The sequence below is a fragment of the Lentilactobacillus hilgardii genome, from assembly GCF_009832765.1.
Taxonomy (GTDB): Bacteria; Bacillota; Bacilli; order Lactobacillales; family Lactobacillaceae; genus Lentilactobacillus; species Lentilactobacillus hilgardii.
The window spans coordinates 402,591-422,827 of the sequence record NZ_CP047121.1 but is presented as its reverse complement, the minus strand read 5'-3'; the positions used below and the strand labels follow the sequence as shown (position 1 = coordinate 422,827).

14 protein-coding genes are annotated in these 20,237 nt (G+C 40.8%); 5 read left to right on the top strand and 9 right to left on the bottom strand.

Features of this window, described 5'->3' with window-relative positions; all coding sequences use genetic code 11:
• Nucleotides 1-135: 135 nt before the first annotated feature.
• Nucleotides 136-1,473, bottom strand: coding sequence for a xylose isomerase (gene xylA, locus GQR93_RS01935; RefSeq protein ID WP_003551830.1), 1,338 nt, complete (start codon nt 1,471-1,473; stop codon nt 136-138).
• Between the two features lie 219 nt (nt 1,474-1,692).
• Between xylA and GQR93_RS01930 the strand changes: the two genes are divergently transcribed.
• The 5 genes from GQR93_RS01930 (at nt 1,693) to GQR93_RS01910 (ending at nt 7,581) form a co-directional block, all read left to right on the top strand.
• Complete coding sequence (locus tag GQR93_RS01930; protein WP_003551828.1) at nt 1,693-2,142, top strand: Lrp/AsnC family transcriptional regulator; 450 nt, start codon at nt 1,693-1,695, stop codon at nt 2,140-2,142.
• A gap of 488 nt (nt 2,143-2,630) precedes the next feature.
• The gene (locus GQR93_RS01925; RefSeq protein WP_003551826.1) at nt 2,631-4,028 is read left to right on the top strand and encodes an amino acid permease; all 1,398 of its coding nucleotides are present in this window, start codon (nt 2,631-2,633) and stop codon (nt 4,026-4,028) included.
• A 196-nt stretch (nt 4,029-4,224) separates the two neighbouring features.
• Nucleotides 4,225-5,418 (top strand): MFS transporter, encoded by a 1,194-nt coding sequence (locus GQR93_RS01920; RefSeq protein WP_003551824.1) that lies wholly within the window; start codon nt 4,225-4,227, stop codon nt 5,416-5,418.
• 229 nt (nt 5,419-5,647) lie between these two features.
• The gene (locus GQR93_RS01915) at nt 5,648-6,646 is read left to right on the top strand and encodes an agmatine deiminase family protein (protein ID WP_225430374.1); all 999 of its coding nucleotides are present in this window, start codon (nt 5,648-5,650) and stop codon (nt 6,644-6,646) included.
• A gap of 140 nt (nt 6,647-6,786) precedes the next feature.
• Nucleotides 6,787-7,581 carry a sulfite exporter TauE/SafE family protein gene (locus GQR93_RS01910; protein WP_003551820.1) on the top strand — a complete coding sequence of 265 codons (795 nt, stop codon included), beginning with the start codon at nt 6,787-6,789 and terminating at the stop codon, nt 7,579-7,581.
• 246 nt (nt 7,582-7,827) lie between these two features.
• Here the strand turns inward: GQR93_RS01910 and GQR93_RS01905 are convergent, their stop codons facing one another.
• The 8 genes from GQR93_RS01905 to GQR93_RS01870 form a co-directional block, all read right to left on the bottom strand.
• Nucleotides 7,828-9,750: a right-handed parallel beta-helix repeat-containing protein gene (locus tag GQR93_RS01905; RefSeq protein WP_035444269.1), complete on the bottom strand. Its 1,923-nt coding sequence runs from the start codon at nt 9,748-9,750 to the stop codon at nt 7,828-7,830.
• A gap of 224 nt (nt 9,751-9,974) precedes the next feature.
• Nucleotides 9,975-12,344, bottom strand: a complete 2,370-nt coding sequence (locus tag GQR93_RS01900) for a DUF5776 domain-containing protein (RefSeq protein ID WP_003551815.1) — start codon at nt 12,342-12,344, stop codon at nt 9,975-9,977.
• A 73-nt stretch (nt 12,345-12,417) separates the two neighbouring features.
• On the bottom strand, nt 12,418-12,657 hold the full coding sequence (locus tag GQR93_RS01895; RefSeq protein WP_003551813.1) for a hypothetical protein: 240 nt from the start codon (nt 12,655-12,657) through the stop codon (nt 12,418-12,420).
• Nucleotides 12,658-12,750: 93 nt separating this feature from the next.
• Nucleotides 12,751-13,086 (bottom strand): hypothetical protein, encoded by a 336-nt coding sequence (locus GQR93_RS01890; protein ID WP_003551811.1) that lies wholly within the window; start codon nt 13,084-13,086, stop codon nt 12,751-12,753.
• Between the two features lie 110 nt (nt 13,087-13,196).
• Nucleotides 13,197-15,212: a DUF5776 domain-containing protein gene (locus tag GQR93_RS01885; protein WP_003551809.1), complete on the bottom strand. Its 2,016-nt coding sequence runs from the start codon at nt 15,210-15,212 to the stop codon at nt 13,197-13,199.
• Nucleotides 15,213-15,375: 163 nt separating this feature from the next.
• On the bottom strand, nt 15,376-16,704 hold the full coding sequence (locus GQR93_RS01880; protein ID WP_003551806.1) for a glycoside hydrolase family 30 protein: 1,329 nt from the start codon (nt 16,702-16,704) through the stop codon (nt 15,376-15,378).
• 105 nt (nt 16,705-16,809) lie between these two features.
• Nucleotides 16,810-18,117: an MFS transporter gene (locus GQR93_RS01875; protein WP_035444268.1), complete on the bottom strand. Its 1,308-nt coding sequence runs from the start codon at nt 18,115-18,117 to the stop codon at nt 16,810-16,812.
• A 139-nt stretch (nt 18,118-18,256) separates the two neighbouring features.
• The gene (locus GQR93_RS01870; protein WP_003551802.1) at nt 18,257-20,176 is read right to left on the bottom strand and encodes a hypothetical protein; all 1,920 of its coding nucleotides are present in this window, start codon (nt 20,174-20,176) and stop codon (nt 18,257-18,259) included.
• Nucleotides 20,177-20,237 lie beyond the last annotated feature (61 nt).

Sequence of the window (20,237 nt, the reverse complement as noted above, 5' to 3'; positions counted from 1 at the left end):
TGTTCCGCACACTTCTTTAGGACTGCTCCTCAAAGCAGCATCACTCCTCATAAGGGATCAAATTGAAAAATCCAAGGTCGGGATTTCCCAATTTGACGCCTTATGCTCCGGATGCTAACCGCTTTGTTCCGCACACTATTTTAGTGTTTGAATAATATAATGGTTGATTGTGTCCTTAATCTCTTCAAGATGATCGGAATGAGTTGCGTCACGCAATTGTTTTTGTGTCTTGTCGAGTGAGTAGTCTTCAAGTTCTTTCATAGTTGCTTTGCCACTTTCAACTTCGGCACCGATACCTGAATCAAATGAACTGTAACGGTTCTTAACGATATTATCAAGAACGCCATCTTCCTTCATAGCAACGGCAACTCTTAAGCCGGCAGCAAAGCTATCCATACCAACAATGTGGCCATAGAACAAATCATTTGGTTCAAATGATGAACGACGTGGTTTGGCATCAAAGTTTAAACCACCACGCGGGCCGATGCTACCATTCTCAACAACTTCTGTCATAGCAGCAGTTGTTTCATAAAGATTTGAAGGATATTCATCAATGTCCCATCCGATTAACTTGTCACCTTGGTTGGCGTCCAATGATCCAAGCAAACCTGCTTCACGAGCAACACGGATTTCATGTTGATAAGTATGACCGGCCAAGTTGGCATGGTTACCTTCCAAGTTGAGCTTGAAATCTTTATCCAATCCGTATTCTTTCATGAAGGCAATTGTGGTTGCGGCATCGAAGTCGTATTGGTGAGTCGTTGGTTCCTTTGGCTTTGGTTCAAGAAGCATTTGAGCATCGAAACCAATTTCATTAGCATAATCTTTGGCCATATGGAATAGTTTGGCAGCATGTTCCTGTTCACGCTTCATATCGGTGTTCCAGAGTGATTCGTAACCTTCACGACCGCCCCAGAAAACATAGTTCTCAGAACCAACCCGCTTACCAATTTCCAGACTGTGCTTTAATTGAGCAGCTGAGTAGGCAAAGATATCAGCGTATGGAGAAGTTCCGGCACCTTCTACGAATCGAGGATTGGTGAATAAATTCGATGTATTCCAAAGAACTTTCATGCCGGAAGTCTTTTGATAATCAACGATTTTATCAACAACTTTATCTAAATTCTTGTTGGTTTCACGAAGCGTGTCGCCTTCTGGTGCAAGGTCACGATCATGGAAGCAAAGAAAATCAACACCTAATTTATCATAAAATTCAAATGCGGCATCAATCTTAGCTAAAGCCAAATCCATTGGATCAGTATACTTGTCATAAGGACGAATAGCAGTTCCATCACCAAACGGGTCAACCAAACGTTGGTCGAATGTGTGCCAGTATGCAACGGCAAAACGTAACCAGTCACGCATTTTCTTGCCGCCGATCATTTCATCTGGATTATAATACTGAAAACCCAAACCAGATTTTTTATCTTTGGTACCAACATACTTGATTTTATCAACATTCCAATAAGCCATAAAGAAGTCCTCCAATTTTGTTCATCTTTAATTAGTTCGTTCACACAACCAACTTACAAATCATATTATAGAAAATAGTCAGCAAAATTGCAAGCCCTTTCATGAACTTTTTTATTTAATTTGCCTTAAAGCCTTTTATCTCAACTCGTCAAAGTACCGATTAGAATGATAGTATAAGGAAAGAATCTCCACTTAACTTAAGAAAAGAGACACAATTCAATGGATAAACTTGATCGAAAAATTCTTAATATCGTCCAGCAGGATGGCCGGGTCTCAATAAAAAGCATTGCTGAAAAATGTTTTATCTCTGCCCCTTCCGCTTCTGTTCGACTGCAAAATTTAGAAAACCACGGTTTTATCACCGGCTACACCGCCACCGTTAACTACGAAAAGTTGGGCTATTTAATAAAAGCTTTCGTTCGAATTGATGTAAGTTATAAGGAACTGCCCAAATTCGTTAAGTTCATTTCAAAAGTTCCCAACGTTGTGGAATGTAACTTTATCACCGGGGACGCATCCGTTCAGTTAAAGGTCTTTTATAAAACAATGATCGAGCTTAATCGATTCAACGCATCATTAAAAGAATTCGGTAATACCCATACTAACGTGGCCTTTACAACAAATATCGGACCACGACCCTTGAAATTACCCGAAAAAAAGTCGGATTAGATACCATTTACACTCCGAACATTAGACGCTTTGTTCCGCACACTAGACTAGGACTGCTCCTCAAAGCAGCATTCTGCATGTAAGGGATTCATTTCAAAAATCCAAAATCAGGATTTCTAAAATGAACGCCTTACACTCCGAATACTAACCGCTTTGTTCCGCACACTTATTAGGACTGCTCCTCAAAGCAGCACCACTCCATATAAGAGATCGATTTGAAAAATCCAAACCCAGGATTTCCCAAATTGACGTCTTATACTCTGGGTACTAACCGCTTTGATCCGCACACTTATTTTTCATTTTCATAGGCAGGCTTCCCTATTTGCCTTTTTTTCATTAAAAATTTTCTCAATTTACAAAATCATGTAAAAAGATTCCTTGAAAACAGCCGTTTTTCGACGCTGTCATGTTAGGATAATGCCAGATTAATTAGAGGGCCTCTAATTTAAAATTATCATTTTCCATCACTTTCAAGGAGGAATCTATGCATGCAAAAATCGCATATTACTGAAAATGCCGATGGGACGAAACGCTCTCTAAGCAACCGCAACGTACAAATGATTGCCATCGGCGGGACAATCGGAACAGGATTATTTTTAGGATCCGGGACAACCATTAGTAAAACCGGGCCATCAATTCTATTAGTTTATTTAGTTTTAGGAATCTTTTTCTTCTTAATGATGCGGGCTATCGGAGAAATGCTTTACTCCGATCCCTCCCAACATACTTTCGTATCATTTATTACTCGCTATTTAGGTCCGACAGTGGGCCATTTTACCGGCTGGACATACTGGTTGGGACTTACTTTCTGTGGCATGGCCGAGCTGTCAGCTATTTCGACTTATACTCAATTCTGGTTTCCGAATATTCCGGCTTGGCTTATTCAAGTCGTCTTCCTGGGTGTTTTGGTCTCAGTTAATTTAATTGCAGCCAAAATCTTTGGTGAAGCGGAATTCTGGTTCGCACTAATCAAAATCATCGCCATTCTTGCTTTGATTGTAACTGGTATTTTCATGATGACCAGCCATTCGCTGACACCACTTGGACATGCATCCGTTCAAAATCTTTTCCATCATTTCAGTATGTTCCCACACGGTGGACTAAGCTTCATTTCAGCATTCCCAATGGCTTTCTTTGCCTTTCAGGGGATTGAATTTGTCAGCATTACCATTGGTGAAGCAAAGACCCCTCATCGGATTATCAAAAAAGCGGTTAATGAAACCCTACTCAAAATTTTGATTTTCTACTTTGGTGCCATGATTGTGATCATGGGGATTATTCCTTGGACACATTTAACACCTCAAAGCAGTCCTTTTGTTCAAGTCTTTAAATTGGCTGGATTACCTGCTGCGGCAGCCTTCATTAACTTTGTGGTTCTAACGTCAGCCTCCTCATCACTCAATAGTTTTATTTTCTCTGCCGGTCGTCATTTTTACCAACTGGCAACCGAATTACCAAAAGAAAGTTGGATGCATCAACACTTTGCAAAGATTTCCAAAAGCGGTGTTCCTGCAGCGGCTATTAAGATCTCCGCATTATTACTGCTGGTGACGCCTTTATTAAGTTTGACCAGCGCTACCGGGGCCGTCTTTACGATCGTGGCCGGTTCTTCAAACGATATGTACATTATTGTTTATGCATTAGTCATGATTGCACACCGAAAATATCGGGAATCCAGCGACTTCTTGGCGGATGGCTTTAAGATGCCTTGGTATCAATTTACCAGTCCCCTCACGATCGCTTTCTTTGCCATTATCTTTATGACCTTATTCTTCATTCCACAAGATATCATCGGAGCACTTGGTGCAATTGCCTGGACCGTTATTTTTGGTGGCATTACTTATTTACATCAACGAAGTATGGTTTCTGCAAACGCCGACAACTAATTTAACAGCTTACTTGGTTCAAAAAGGGACCACAAACCGACCTTTCTATCGTTTGGTTGCTTGTGGTCCCTTTTTGTGTCCTGATTGACAATTTTTTTCAAGAAAAAGTTCCCCAATCTCAATCGTTTTATGCTAATCTGTAAAAGGTGCGCTTTTATACGTCAATCATTACCATCACTAACAAGGGGGAACTACCGTGACTAAATTCAAAATACAATCAATCGTCTTTGTGCTCGTTGCTTTCATGTTGGGATGTAACGAATTCATTGTTGTCGGCATATTATCGGATCTATCAAAGCAATTTCAAGTCCCAATCTCAATTATGGGTTACCTGGTTACAATCTTTGCGACAGTTTATGCGGTCAGTACCCCTTTTGTTACGGTTCTTACCAGTCGATTCAGTCGGTATAAAACACTATTATCATTAATGATTGTCTTTCTGATTGGCAACACGCTTAGCGGCTTATCGACCAGCTATCTGTTTATGGTTGTTTCGCGAATCATCACCGCAACAACTGCCGGGTCAATCATTTCATTGGTAATGACATTTGCCAGCACCATTGCGCCAAGAAACAAACGAGCCAGTTTGGTTTCCTGGATTTTCGCCGGTTTTAGCATCGCTTCCGTTTTCGGGGTACCGATTGGAGTAGCTATCAGTACCAGTTACAATTGGCGTTATACGTTCTTCAGTATTTCAGTTATCACTATTTTGACATTTATTCTATTAATTTTTATATTACCCAGGAAAGTTAAACAAACGCAGAGCTCCATTAAAAATCAACTGACACTGCTTCTTGACCCTAGAATCTATATCGGCATTGTGTTGGTCTTGTTCACCGCTGCGACAATGTATGCTTATTACACTTACATTCGTCCGCTGCTGACAACCTCGATGGGCTTCAGCATCACCAGTTTGAATTGGCTGTTATTCATCATTGGTATCATGAGCATCTTAAGTAACCGCTTGTCGGGAGCAATCGCTGAAAAGCCCAATCCACTCAGGACCATGCCAAAGTTTTACGTGGCTGATATTATCTTATTATTGCTGATGCCCTTTGGATTGAAGAATAAAATCACGGGAATGGCGATTATTTTGATATTAACGTTGATTGTCACGGTTTTGAACTCTCCAATTCAGCTGCATTTTTTAAATATTGCCGAATCGGATTACCCACAATCATTAGTATTAGCGTCATCCCTCAGCTCAATCTTCTTCAACTTCGGTATTTCACTGGGATCAGCAACTGCTTCATCAATGGTTGGCATTGTCGGCTTGGATAAAATCAGTGTGGGCGCTGCAGTATACGCAGCAATCTCTCTGTTATTTGTTTATCTGCTTAATAAAGCAATCAAGACTAAGCAAAAATCAGCAACTCAGTTGTCTAAATAATCAAACGCAGCTCTGGATATCCTCATTACGAAGATGTCCAGAGCTGTGTTTGTATAATAACGTCTCTTTATCCAACACTATTTTATATAGTTAATATTTTAATTTATATATAACCCAACCTTGTCAATAGGCAGTTTTCTCTTTAGCCGCGCTTATAATATTTTTTATAAAATTAATAAAAAAAGCCCATGCTATCATGATGCCAATAACTCAATTGGAGGACATCATCATGCGTAAACGAACTGGCATTTTAGCAATCATGATCTTTACCGGCTGCCTATTAGCCGGTACAAGCAAACTTTCTGTCACCCAAACGGCTGCTGCAAACCAGCCGACCATTTATACCGCCTTACCCAAGCCTAGTGACACTTACTATCGACCGTTTAATAAAGCGTTACGACATTTCGACAGTCAACTGGCCAAACAGGATCCAAATAACGTCCTCACCATTACCAAGCAACCATTAGCCCATCGAACCAGCAATTTCACCTATGATGACATTTGGCTCCGGGATGTGGCACCGGTAATCACGACTAAAATGGTCAAATTCCGTTACAGTCCAAATTATCTAAAAAAGGCAGATCGTCATTATTTAGACCAACGATTTCGTACGTGGCTCAACCGGGAAAAATTCAATTATCAAACCAGTGACTTGGTCCTTGACGGTGGCAATTTGATTTGGAATAACAGTGATACCGTTATCTTAACCACCCACGTTTTCACGGACAATCCCAATTGGTCCCGCACTGAAATTATTAAGGAGCTAAAGACAAAATTAGCCGTTAACCATGTCATTTTTATCCCCACCGAACCCGGAGACGTGTTGGGGCATGCCGATGGGATGGTTAAATTTATCACTGCCCGGAAACTATATATTAGCGATTTCTCTGGGAATCAAAAATTAGTTAAAAAGATCGAGCAGCTAATTAGAAAACAACTTCCCAGTGCGAAATTTGTTCTCCTACCTTCTGCCTATACATCAAAGGGGCAGTATGATACCAAAATTGCTTCGGCTAAAGGCCTATACGTCAACATGTTGGAAACACCGAAGACCATTTACGTCCCACATTATGGTCTTAAAACGGATGCTAAAGTCCTAAAGATCATTAAACAACAGACGACTAAAAAAGTCGTGCCCATTGATGTAGCTCAAATTTCAACTACTGGCGGTTCTGTACACTGCCTGACTTGGGATGTCCCAGCAAAGTTTAAGCCTGACAAAAGCTGATGTTTAACTCTCGTGACACTGATTTGGATACCATCAAAACCTAAACAAACACTTTGAATTTGACCATGGGGATTGCCAGAGCTGTTTTAAAAGTAAGTCATTGGTAGTAGTATATTAGAAGTATCTTACTTTCTGAAAGGATGTGTGCTTCTACCTTGATATTGACATTTATCTTTTTAATCATTGCCGGATTTGCGGCTGGCCTGTTAGCCTCGGTAGCCGGACTCGCTTCGCTGGTTTCCTATCCTGCCCTTTTAGCCGTTGGCCTGCCACCGGTTATCGCAAACGTCACTAATACGACTGCACTGATCTTTTCCGGAATTGGTGCAACTGCTTCCTCGCTTAAAGAACTTCGCGGTCATTGGAAAAAACTATCAATTTTTATTGTGTTATCTTTAATCGGTAGTATTGGTGGTAGTATCCTGCTGTTAGTTGCACCCGCTTCTTCGTTTGAGAAAGTTGTCCCCTTCTTCATTCTGTTTGCCGGTATTTTACTATTTCTTTCAGGTCGGAAAAAGGACGTTTCTACTTCAAAACTAAAAGAAGCCCATTCCTCCCCTGAAAAGAAGTGGTGGGTGTCACTGATTAGTTTAATTGGTATTATCCTGGTCGGTGCCTACACGGGATATTTCGGTGCTGCCGGCGGCGTTATTTTTCTTGCCATTCTCTCGGTCATTACCGATGATCGTTTTGCCGTTGTTAACGCCATGAAAAACGTGATTGCCTTTGCCGGTAATCTGATTGCGACCATCATTTTCATCTTCAAGTCGCATATTGATTGGCTGCTTGTTATTCCTTTAGGCTTTGGCCTTCTCATTGGTGGCTACACGGGTCCGATTATTGTTCGCCACGCAAACATTCACCTATTGAGGGCCTTAATTTCCATTGCTGCTTTCGGGTTGGCCGCCTACTTGTTCGTAACAGCCTACTTCTAATGGTGAGAGCTCGCCATCATTTTTATAAACACTTGAAGAACTCCTTCCTGATGTTACATAAAAAGTCCCAAGAAAATCGATTAGAACGATTCTCTTGGGACTTTACCATTATTAAATCCATCTACCAGCTTAACTTTCCAACACGGGTTGTGCGCACCCTCTTGCCATTTTTAGAAAAACCGGCTGATAAAGTGGTCATTCTCGAATGGGGTTAAGGCAGCGGACCACTTTAATTTAAAAAGTCAACTACCAAATCTTAATGTGATTTTCACCACTATTTAATGACTGGATTGGCCCTGTGAGAACATGATCATCGGCAACACGACCCAGCAGATCCGTATTTATCTTTAATGGTGATCCATCCGGCTGCTCAAAGTCGGCATCCACAAGCCTGACATGTGGTAATGTATCAGTTACTTTAGCCGGTACTTTAAAAACGGTGTAGGCTTCAGGAAGATTAATCGTTAAATAAAGCGACCGTCCACGCTCCTCAATAGCAAATTTCGAGTCAAACGATGGATCGGATAATTTATTTGCCTCATCAGCGTAATTTTTTGCACCGTTAAAATATGCATTGTTATTAATATAAACCGGTGTCTTCTTTGCTTCATACCCCTCAAGATCGGTTGGTGCCTGAGTTTGAACGTCATCAATATAGGCCTGTAATGATTGTGGATGACCATCATACATATCTGTCCCACAGTGTTTAGCCTTTTCGCGAGAGATAAAAATATTGTTGAAATAGCGATCATCGCCACCGTAAACCGGTGTCATCCCTTTAATAGTCGTACTGTGCGGTAAATGATACGGCGTTGACCGATTTCGAACATCATCAACCAGCATATCTCCTGCAATAATGTTATTCACATAGGCTCCGCCGTCCGAGAGATGTCTCAACGCATACTTGGAAGCAAAAATATTATTTTCAATTAAGAATGGCCCATGAGAAACTTCCACGAAGAAATCCATACCATTATGATAATAAATATTTTGGCGGACCCGGGTGCCCTGTGCCTGCCAATCCAACCAGGTTCCGAGTGAACACCGGTAAATTCGATTATGACGAATTTGAGTATCAATAGCTGCATGCAGTTTGATGCCGGCAATCTCCCATCCTTCAAACTCGTGTCGCGTGGCAATGTCATGAATGTCATTATCATAAATCTGACTGAAAGCACAGCCCATATGACCCACAATACCGGTTTGACCACAATTATAAATATGGTTTCTACGAATAATGTGGCTGCCGACATTGTCTTTAGACCAGCCGTTATGTTCTCCAGCAAAAACCGTCTCAATTTGATAGGTGTATCCGGGCTTATCAAAGCGGCGATAGTAATAACTGTCCCCCGTTGATAATTCCTTGCCCAAGCTAATACCACTGCATTTTGAGTCATGGATCACGTTATCTTCAATGATCCAGCCTTTACTCCAATGAGGGCCGATTAGTCCCTGCTGCTCACCAGTTGGTGGTGCCCATTGCGTAGCCGTTTGAGCCATTTCAAAATTTCGAACGGTGATGTAGTTGATGCCTGTCCTTTCCGGGAAAAAGCAACATGGTCGAACATTAATTTCAGTCAAGGCAGTATTAGGATCGATTCCTTGAAAATTGGCATAAATGACCGTTCGATTTTCTTGTACGTCTGCATACCACAAGTATTTTGTATCATCGGAATAAAAATCCGGTAATTGTTCATGCGTAAAGAAGTTTTCAACTGTTTGACGTTGTTTTGGATGTTCAAGCGCCTCACGTGAATGGGCTTCAAACATTGCTTTACCGTCGATATAAACCGCTCCAAGGTGGTTGGTATGATCTATTGACGTTAGCCAGTCTCCCCAAACAGCTTTTGCAAATGGATTGAAGTCACCAAATAGTTGATTGTCAACACTGGTCTTCCAGATATGATCACCAACTTCTTCCCAATGTTCAATAACTTCGGAGCCCTTGATAACAACGTGTTCATTTTCGGCTGCTTGATAAACAATTCGTCTCCGGCTGCTGAGTCCCGGATTGAGAGGTTTGACCCATTCACGATAAACACCTTCATGAACTGTCACTGTATCCCCCGCAATTGCAACATCAGCCGCTTTTTGAATGGTTAAAAACGGACTATCTTTGTGACCATCGTTTTGATCGCTACCGTTTTTTGAAACATAATAGGTTGTCATAAAAATAATTATCCTTTCCATGGTTTCAACGTAAAAGCATATGCTAAATAGTGTTAAACGCTTACAATAATACATAAAAAACAATACCCAATCTAGATTACAACCACTATTTTATAGGTAATCTGTTTGCGTTGATAGCTAGTTATAAGCTTGCATCGGACATTATTTGTCATAAAGGTCAAAAAAGTCGTGACAGTTTACAATCACGACTTTTGCGACATTTATTATTGGATATTCTTAACAAACAGTTTGCTACCGGTTACATAGTGTCCATTTGTCAATTGAAGCCTAGTTGTCAATTTAAAGTGAACAATCTTTTTTACTGCAATATCGGTCCCCTTGTGAAGGTAACAGACCCGATTTCCCTTTGAAAAAGCAATTTTTTTGTACTCGTATAAACCGTGTTTATTAATCACTTTGGCTTGATTCTTTTTCTTTGTCAAATATAATTTATCAACAAACTTATCATTAGATGTTATATAGCGACCATTACTCAATTTATAACGATTCAGCCCAGAAGCAGACTTTTTAACGCCTATTACTTTGAATGACGCGTGTTTTAACACTTTACTCTTTCGACTTTTTTTTGAAAATGTCGTGCTGTTATATTCATAAATAAGATGTTTTGCATAACCCGTAAAAGCACTGAATTTTGACTTTTTACTGACACTTGCTTTTTTCGTGGTTGGCCTGCTACTTGAAGACTGACTTGTTGTGACAGGCTCGGAACCTGTAGTCCCATCAGCCGAGTTCGAAGATGAGTTTGAATTAGTTGTCTGTGCGGGATCAGTATTATTAGGTACTGCCGTACTTGTTGTACTACTTGTACCTGTGCCTGTACTTGTGCCTGTATTCGTATCCGTGACCGGATCAGAACTTTTCAATGCCACATCCAAATAGTCCAAATCCAAGGTCGAACCCGATGGATCAGTAACTGTCACTTCATTTTTCCCAGCATGCAGATATAATTGAGTCTGCTTTATACTACCATCTGAGAACCAAAGGAGAAACTTGTGACTTGTACTATTATGAGCGCCACTTGGGTAACTGGAATTATTCGTAAATACTAACGTCTGCTGTGCCAAACTATCATCAAGATTATCCCCGGAGACAGCTGACGTTTTGCCGTCATTAGCGACATAGTATTCTTTTCCATCTGCTAACTGTGCTTTCACGTAAACCGGACTACTAACATCAGAATTGGAACCGTAGTGAATTAAGACATCATAAGGACCGGTTTGAGGAACGTTAACCGTCTCAGTTAAGGTTGGATTGGTTTGGCTTAATCTGACAAAACGAGTTCCTGAAACATCTTCATTTCCCCGCCAATTCCTTTCTGCATCAGTTCCCTGTGCAGCATACTTACTACTATCCAACGATTCAGCTTCATATCGCTTATATTTTGTGCTATCCAGTCGAAATGCCGGTAACAGGCTATCTGGGAAACCATCACCATCGTGATCTGTATAGCCTTTAGTATAACGTGGCATAAAAAGAGCCGTTCCTACTTTTCCGAGTGGCTGTTGGCTAAGGCTGCTGCCATCATCCGTTAAATAAAGCCCACTCGCTTTATTCTGAAAGGTATCATATATCGCAGTAGAAATATGATTAGACAAGTCAGGATTAGTTTCATTATCAGCCTTATTAATTGCCCACAGTTGACTTTGGCTTGATGCATTTTCATCTTCCGTGATCACATTGTATCCTGCGTTGTTATTAGCTACAGATAAATATTTACCGGTCAAGTCATTTAAGATTCGATAATAATGATTACCATCCTGATCACCTGCATAAATGAATGTCCACCATTGATTAGCAGTTTCCTCATCTTCACCTCTGTAAACAACATCTTGGGCAGTAGCACCATTATCAGCTGTTGTCGAATCATATTTTCCGGTTGTGTCAAATTGACGATCCCTGGTTTCAACCAGTTGATCATCCATATAACCGTCATTACCCGTCCCACGACTAATCAGCTTATAACTATAAGCTGGTAAGATACCATCACTTGTATCATAAACAACTGCAGTTCCATTATTAACTTGATTAAAAGAAACATCACTAACACCAATATTATATTGAGCATTATATCCGGAAATCTTCTCCAACTCACCAATTTTAATCGTCCCCGAAAACCAAATAAAGCGGTCATTATACCCAATTCCGGGGGTGTCGTCACTTTGGTTGTATGATGACTCTGAAAAATACTGATACCCTTCACCTACTGATTGAACTTTAGTATCCTTTGTCTGCGCACTAATTTCCGGCATTGAAATTTTCCCAATGCCATACCAGAATTCCAGTTCTGTCCGAATTCTCAAATATCCGGTCCCGGTTATTTCAATATTATCGCCCCGGTGCATCAGATCACCCAAAGTACCTGCAACATATCCATTTTTATAAGGTGTAAACGAACCACCAACAACTTTCATGCCACTTTCTTGTCGTTGTTTCAGTGTCGGTTTAGATAACACTTGAATGGTCGATCCGGTTTGCTCCTGTAATCCTTCTGCATCTGCAATCGGATTAGCAACCGAAAGTGTAATAAAGATAGAAAACAAAAATGCCAAGCTTATTAGTAATAATTTTTTCATTTTTCCAATCCTCTACATTTAAAATAAATACTTTATTTAACTTTTGAAACTACCTTTAAAATAGATTTCATCTTTAATTTGCTGAACTTCGTGTAAATAGCAGGGTCCCTGCTGCCGGATAATCTGGAGAAGTCCCTTCCGGCATCCGGGCCTCATAAGCTTGTGTAAGCGGTCTATATTTATCATCATTCATGTTCACTTTTTGATCATACTTATAATAATTATATAAAATCCCAAGGAAAGGATCGATACGCCCACGTCCAGCCAACACAATGGTGCCAATTAATAAAGCCAACCTCTTAACCCAACCCATATATAAAACACGCTCCCATTTATATTATCGATATAATTGTAGATTGATAGTTTTAATCCTGCTTAATTATAATATAAACACGCCATAAAGTCTTCACTCAATCCACTCAATTGACGTTGTTAATGTGCTTCGATGTGGTAATTCATTGAAATCATATAAATCCACACAAACAATTGCCGATGAATCCTGATTTCCAGGACGATTGACCGTAATCGACGTGATTCGCTCCTGATCCGCAATCTTTACAAATCCAGTATAGTCACCGGCACGTGGGATCTTAAATTGATGGTCAAAAAGATTAATAATCCAACGCCCGTTGATTTGGGCTCTGATCAGTTCACCCTTTGTTTCATAGCGATGTCCCAGTAAATTGTTTGCGCCCATAATATCGCCTGCTTTAATCATTTCATCTATTTTTTTCAAATCCATTTTGCTTCTCCTCTTTCATTGCTTTATAAACGATTATGTATGGAAAGGATTCTAACTGCTAATTGGCAGCTAGAATCCCTCCAGGTACTTTATTTATCACTTGTGTTCAATTAAAACTGTGCTTTAACATATTGGCGACTGCCAGTAATATAATAACCATTTGTTAATTGGTACTTTGTCGTGCTTCCCGACTTAACAATCTTTTTGGTTTTAACGATAGTCCCTTTTTTCAAATGCTTAACTGCATTCTTCTTTGTGGCTTTAGTCGTTTTATAGGTCCATGTCCCTTTAGCATTAATAACTTTCAATGCCTTAACGTTCTTGGTCAAGTATAACTTAACCGTATAACCGGCTTTAGCAGTCACATAGCTGCCATCACTTAATTGGTATCTTAAAGCACCATTAGCCGACTTGGCCGTTCCAACAACCTTAAACACCGGTGCTTTGGTAATTGACTTCTTCGCATACCCTTTAATTCGGTTGGCTTTGCTAAAAGTCGTACTGTTATATCGATACAAAGCTTTCTTTGCGATGATTTTGAACGGTGTCACTTTCTTAGTCGTTGAAGCTTCCGGAGTAGTGGTACTGGATGAGCTTTCAGTCACGTTGCTTGAACTCGAAGCTTCAGTTGATGAAGAGGATGAGCTTGTGACCGCTGAACTTGATGAACTCGAACTGCTGCTTGACGCTGGTGGCGTAACAGTTGAACCACTGCCACTATTACTGGTGGTATAGGTCACTGTAATTTCAATTGGATCGGCACCAAAATTACCTGCTAAATTATTTTGACCCTGAGTCACACCTTTTAATTGATAACCGGTAATTGATGACTTGGTCTTATCAGTGACATCATACTTGGTACCAACCGTTCCGACTGTTGTTGTATCATCGGGCTTAATTTGTTTACCGTTTTCATCTACATAATGAATGACAACCTTGCCTTGCTGAACAGTGTCACTGGCATCTAGGGTTTCAACCTTAATTGCATTTGGTGTATTCCCTGTTCCACCACCGTTTGCAACTAAAAGCATGCCATTTGCGAGTGGTAACAACTGACGATTATAGGCTTGACCTGATTTAGGCGTAAACGTTGCATCTGGATGATAAGTCCCTCTTAATAGGCTGGTTTTATCTTTAAAAATAAAGACTTTTCCGCCATTACCGTTGTTGTTGAAAGCTAATTCACCATTATTAAGAGTCGTAATATATGGTGCGCCACTTGGTGCAATTGTTGTGCCGGGATCAGCCTGATCAAAATTCAAAGGATCCTTACTGAACTTGGCACCTGATGATCCGCCACCGAATTGTTCATAGGTCATCACCCATTCGCCATTGCTCATTTGAGTCACAATCGGCATTCCCGGACGTTGATCTTTATTAGTCAACTTAGTTGGATTGGCATCAAATACAATTGGACTCCAAGTTTTACCATCAGTGGTCGTTTGGTGGACAATTGCCTGGGACTTGGCTGGAAGTCCGGAGCTGTCACGTTCATCTGAATAGTAGCAAACTAATTTGTTGTCATAGACCATGAGGTAGGGTTCCCAAACCGGATCACCGTACAGAAAGTTACCACCAGATTGAGCAATTGTACTTTCATATGTCCAGGTTTTTCCACCATCGGTACTCTTATCGAGCTCCAAATCAGTTGCACTTCTGTCATTAGGTGTTGCATCACCGGCGACGACAATAGTTCCTTTGGTCATATCACCGATTGTCTGTGGTAATTCATATAACTGGGGACAATTCAGCTTACCCCAATCCTTATTGTTTGTCTCAGTAACTTGACCAACCTGTTTCCAAGTTGCACCATTATCATCACTTTCATAAATCGGAAATACGGGATGTCCCGTTTCTCCGGCTTTATTTGTAATTACCTGTTCAAAGGTCATTAATAATTTGCCATTATCCGCAGAATTGGCTTGATGTTTTAACTGAATGACTCTTGGTGAAAGAGCGCCATAATTCTTACCATTCAAGAAACCACTTCCGTCGTTTTTCGCCTGATATACGGTAACCGGATCAATTGCCGCCGGCTTTGTATCTGCTTTACTTGTGACCGAGAAAGTAAATAACAGGGTAACGGCTGCTACCGCCGTTCCAAGAATATGTGATATTTTAACCATGAAGATACTCCTCTCAATTTAACAATCCCAATTTCTTAAAAACTAACCCTACAAAATTCAAAAAAGCAAATGATTCCGCTTTCATTTTGATATAAAAAACAATGGGAAAAAGCGTCTATCAAACGTTTCCCCCATCGTTTTTTAGTCCCTCAATTATTCAAATCTAATCAAAGACAAATGTGCTAAATGAGTGTTCTTTCAAGCTGGCCTTATATGTCTGGCCCTTTACATCAATCGTAATATCGCGATCATGATTCATACTGTTGGACATGACCACAACAATACTGCCATCAGGATTCTCATATGCAGTTGCTTCACCGGCAGCGTGACCACCGTATGATAGCAAGTGGGCACCGTGTTGAATGTAGTGAGCATAATGACGCATGACATAATATTCCGGATTTTTGGTTGCTTCGCCTTTGTCAGTATCGACTGAAATCATGCTGTTTTGCAGCCAGCCCCAAGTACTTGAACCACCTTGTAGGACAGAGTTCCAGTACATATAACCGTTGACACCGTTACTGATATAGTGTCGGAACAGGTTAAAGACGTACTCACCATAAGTCCAAGTATTATCTCCGTTACCACATTCACTTTCGGATTGAAGATATCCCAGTTCTGGGAAAGATTGAACCGTTCGCTGCAGAACTGATTTACCAGCCCATTGATAGGTCACACCTTTAACATACTTGTATGCTTCCGGATCTGAAAGGACCGTTTCGGTAATCACTGGATAATCAGTGGTTTCGTCCTTTGTCATTTCAGTGTCTTCAAGTGGTGAGTTAATAGTTCCCAACCAAATCTTGGTATCTTTTAAATCAGACTTTTCAACAGTTGGGCCAAGATAGTTCTTGATAAAGTCACGAAGTTCTTCACCTGTCCAATAACATGAAGGGAATTTCTGATCACGTTGTGGTTCGTTTTGTGGGAAGATCCAGCTAATGTGGACGCCCTCTTCTTCGTATGCTTCACAGAATTTAACGAAGTAGTCAGCATATGCCTGTTGAACCTTTGGATCATGCTTTAAGATTCCGTAATTGTAGACCGGATGACTCTTCATCCATGTTGGTGGTGACCAAGGCGAAATTGAAAAGACAATGTCTGGATTACGCTTTTGAGCTGCTTTAACATATGGCAACAAGTATTTCTTGTCACGTTCAATTGAAAAGTCTGCCAAATCATAATCATCAGGTGTTTCATCGGCACTATACCAGTTCAATGCATAGTCACTGGCACCAACAGGAATTCTGCAGATGTTGTAGTTCATGCCTTTCGGTGTAAATAAATCATCTAAAATTTCATTACGTTTTTCTTCAGAAAGATTGTTTAAAGCAACTGTCCCCAGTTCATTAAATGTTTGACCGAATCCCCAAATTTCTTGGCGTTTTTCGGTACCAACTTCAAGGTTGTTATGCAGCTTCTTGTCTGTCGTACTTAAAGTCGTTTCTTTGAGCTTCGTATCTTGAGTACTTTCGATTTGTGTTGCACTCATAAATTTTTCACCTCTGGTTTATTTTTGCCTTCACATTTTAGTTAATGTTAATTCTCGTGGCAGCGAAGGCATGACAGCCAACAAGAATGATTGAAACCCGTTAAATTAGTCTTCAGCTTTCTCTTGTTGATTTTGAACATCACGATGTTCGTTAACAAAGAGAATCAAGACACCACCGACAAGGGCAAGGCCGGCACAAACCGGGAAAATTCCGAAGTAACTACCATGAGCAGCAGTAACAATGGCAGCAGCAACAATTGGTCCTAAAATTTGTGAACCGGTGTTGGCTAAGTTCAGAATCCCCAAATCCTTGGCAGCTGTTTGTGGGTTAGGCAATACTTCAAGGTTAAGCGCCTGATCAACAGCGAAGAAGATTCCCATTCCCAATCCGGCTAATAATCCATAAACAAGCATTGACCATGATGCGTTTGTAAATGCAGGGAAGATAACGCCGACAGCAACTAATAATGCCGCAATAAATACCGGCACCTTACGACTGTGCATCTTATCCGAAACAGGACCTGCAGAGATTGACATGACAATCGCAGTTACCATCAAGATCATTGAAATGATCGATACATACTTTTGTTGACCTGCTGTATTCAAGTTAATGTAGTCACTCAAAATGTATAACTGGTAACCCATAATTGCTGTAGTAGCAGTGTTAATCATCATCTTACCGAAGAGAGCAAGGTAGAAATCCTTAGCATTGTGCAATGGGAAAATAAAGTTTTGCAGGAACATATTGAAAGTAAAGCTCTTCTTAGGCATGCCCTTACTGGAAGGTTCACGCACAATCATTGCAGCAACCGGTCCTGAAAGTAATGTTAGGAAGCCCATTACCAGGATACCTGTTCCAACATGACCCAAGAACTGTGCACCAACAACCTGACCACCATACTGACCGATAACATAACCGAAAGCATAGATTGAAGAAATTGTCCCACGATGTTGAGGAGCAACTTGGTCTTGCAGGAAGGCCAATAATGGCGCCACAATCGCGTTCAGGAATATCTGATAACAACTCCACGATATGACCATCATTGGAACCGAGCCGGACATGTTAAACCAAGCTAAAGTAATTAAACTACCAACAGATCCGATAATGATCCAAGGTGTACGACGTCCCCATCTGGAACGGGTTAAATCTGAGAAACCACCAATAACAATGTTTGCCAATGTTGCAACGATCATTGCGGCCGAAGCAAGTAAGGCAACAACTTGAGCCTTCTGTGAAGGAATGATTTGCTCAACTTTTGCGGGAAGTAAAACCGCGTTAACACCCAAGTAGGGGCCTAACCAAAGTAAAGCTCCGATTCCTGTAGCAATACCAATTTTGATTGGCGCCTTTGGCTGTTCACTGTCTAAAACAGTGTCATGCCATACCGGCGTACTTTTTGAATTTTGTGCCATATTTTCCACCTTTTCTTGTATTAAACTGATTAATTCACATCTCATTAGTCGCTAGGTTCTAAATTTTCTAATATATCAGTTAGTTTGTTGTGTAATCAAACTATTGTCTTGAAAAAGAAACAGATTTGACAATTTACCGTTAAATTTGAAAATGGTTGGTGCCGGGCTTTAATCCAGCGAAAGGTCCCATCGCTCCGGTATCATTAAACGGATTGCCAAAGTAATCATTGTTGAATTGGAGCGGTTTGCTGTCAGCGCTTTCAAATTTAGCATCAACAATTCTCAGCTTTCCCAGTTGGTCTGCTGATATCGGCTGTGCTTTTGCGCTTGCAAGATTACTCGGCATTTCAAACGTCATTGAAACCGAATCTTCATTTTGCTTAATTTCAAAATGAGTATTAAGCTCCGCATTTTCCACAAATGATTTCTCTTTTGAAAATCGTTTAGCCCCCTGCAGGTACACGTTATGATCGATGTAAGTTGGTTGTCGAACGGTCTCAAATAACTCGACATCGCCCGGCATTCGTTTTTCGATTTGAGAAATATAATCACGCATCGTCGTTGGACTACCATTGTAAAGACTCGTTCCACTAACCAGGCTTTCGTCTTTTGGTTTGATAAAGATGTTATTGTAGTAACGATCATCTCCACCATAAACCATTGCATACCCCTTAATCGCCGTACTATGTGGCAGATGATACGGGGTTGCCCGGTTCAAAACACTTTGAATCGTATTTTGACCCGCAATCAGGTTGTTAATAAAGGCCGTTCCCTGAGCATATTCATCAATCGCCCGTTTGGAAGCAAATACATTGTTAACGACCAACAATGGTCCGTGACACATTTCAATCAGTAAATCCCGTAAGTTGTGATGATATAGGTTTCGATCAATTTTGGTACCCTGGGCTTCCCAATCGAGCCAGGTGCCCAAAATACAGTGGTCAATTTTGTTCTGAGAAATCTCGGTATCAATGGGTGCATGAAATTTAATAGCTGCAATTTCCCAGCCACCAAACTCATATTTGGTTCCGATTTCAAAAATACGATTATCAACAATCCGGCTGAAGATACACCCCATGTTACCAACAATGGCGCATTGGCCACAATTATAAATTGTATTATGAACAATCTCATGTGCACCAACAGTGTCAGCTGCCCAGCCATGTCTTGAAGCATTAAAAATCCGCTCCAATTGATATTGATAACCTGGTTTATCATGACGCTGATTATACGCGTTGTCGTCTCCCAGTTTGGGGCAGCCAATACTGATTGCACAACATTTGGCATCGTGTAACTCATTATCTTTAATTTGCCATCCCTTTGCCCAATGAGGTCCCACCATACCAATTTGCTCGGTAGTCGGTGGTGCCCAAGGCGTTGCGGCTTGGCAAATTTCAAATCCGGAAAGCGTCACATAATTAATACCCGTGTGGCGTGGATAAAAGCAACATTTTCTAACGCTAATTTCAACTAATGCCTGCTTGGGATCAAGCTCATGAAAGTTTGCATAAATGGTTGTCGTCTGATCGGATACCTCCGCAAACCAACGATATTTGGTTCGGGCTGCATGTCGATCGGCTGACCGAATGCCGGTGACATAGTCTGTCACTGTCTTTCGTTCATCGGCAGTCGCCATTTTTTCATAACTATGAGCTTCATAAAATGAATGATGATTAACATATAAATCGCCAGCATGACAGTCATTACCCTGTTCCAACCAGTCGCCGTCCAATTTAACAGCGAACGGATTGTAGTCGCCAAAGAGCTTGTTATCAACAACCGTTTTCCAAATTCCCTTTGTAACCGGCTGCCAATCTTTCACAACTTCGGACCCTTTTAGAACAACATGGTCACCGGCAACCGCTTGATAAGTAATCCGCTGCCGATCATTTAAACCGGCATTTTTTGGATCAACCCATTCACGATATACCCCTTGATGAACCATAACAGTATCTCCGGGCAGGGCAATTTGAGCTGCATGATTAATGGTTAAAAATGGCTGATTCTCTGTCCCAACATTGTCATCAGTTCCGTTCTTAGCAACGTGATAAATTGCCATCGCTCACTCCTTCTTCCACAAAATTTTAAAGCGCTTTCTAAAATGTGGGTAACCATCGATT

Excerpts from the sequence above, each read along its gene's own strand:
- xylA (WP_003551830.1), bottom strand. The coding sequence starts at position 1,473 with ATGGCTTATTGGAATGTTGATAAAATCAAGTATGTTGGTACCAAAGAT.
- GQR93_RS01930 (WP_003551828.1), top strand. The coding sequence starts at position 1,693 with ATGGATAAACTTGATCGAAAAATTCTTAATATCGTCCAGCAGGATGGC.
- GQR93_RS01925 (WP_003551826.1), top strand. The coding sequence starts at position 2,631 with ATGCAAAAATCGCATATTACTGAAAATGCCGATGGGACGAAACGCTCT.
- GQR93_RS01915 (WP_225430374.1), top strand. The coding sequence starts at position 5,648 with ATGCGTAAACGAACTGGCATTTTAGCAATCATGATCTTTACCGGCTGC.
- GQR93_RS01910 (WP_003551820.1), top strand. The coding sequence starts at position 6,787 with ATGTGTGCTTCTACCTTGATATTGACATTTATCTTTTTAATCATTGCC.
- GQR93_RS01905 (WP_035444269.1), bottom strand. The coding sequence starts at position 9,750 with ATGACAACCTATTATGTTTCAAAAAACGGTAGCGATCAAAACGATGGT.
- GQR93_RS01900 (WP_003551815.1), bottom strand. The coding sequence starts at position 12,344 with ATGAAAAAATTATTACTAATAAGCTTGGCATTTTTGTTTTCTATCTTT.
- GQR93_RS01895 (WP_003551813.1), bottom strand. The coding sequence starts at position 12,657 with ATGGGTTGGGTTAAGAGGTTGGCTTTATTAATTGGCACCATTGTGTTG.
- GQR93_RS01890 (WP_003551811.1), bottom strand. The coding sequence starts at position 13,086 with ATGGATTTGAAAAAAATAGATGAAATGATTAAAGCAGGCGATATTATG.
- GQR93_RS01885 (WP_003551809.1), bottom strand. The coding sequence starts at position 15,212 with ATGGTTAAAATATCACATATTCTTGGAACGGCGGTAGCAGCCGTTACC.
- GQR93_RS01880 (WP_003551806.1), bottom strand. The coding sequence starts at position 16,704 with ATGAGTGCAACACAAATCGAAAGTACTCAAGATACGAAGCTCAAAGAA.
- GQR93_RS01875 (WP_035444268.1), bottom strand. The coding sequence starts at position 18,117 with ATGGCACAAAATTCAAAAAGTACGCCGGTATGGCATGACACTGTTTTA.
- GQR93_RS01870 (WP_003551802.1), bottom strand. The coding sequence starts at position 20,176 with ATGGCAATTTATCACGTTGCTAAGAACGGAACTGATGACAATGTTGGG.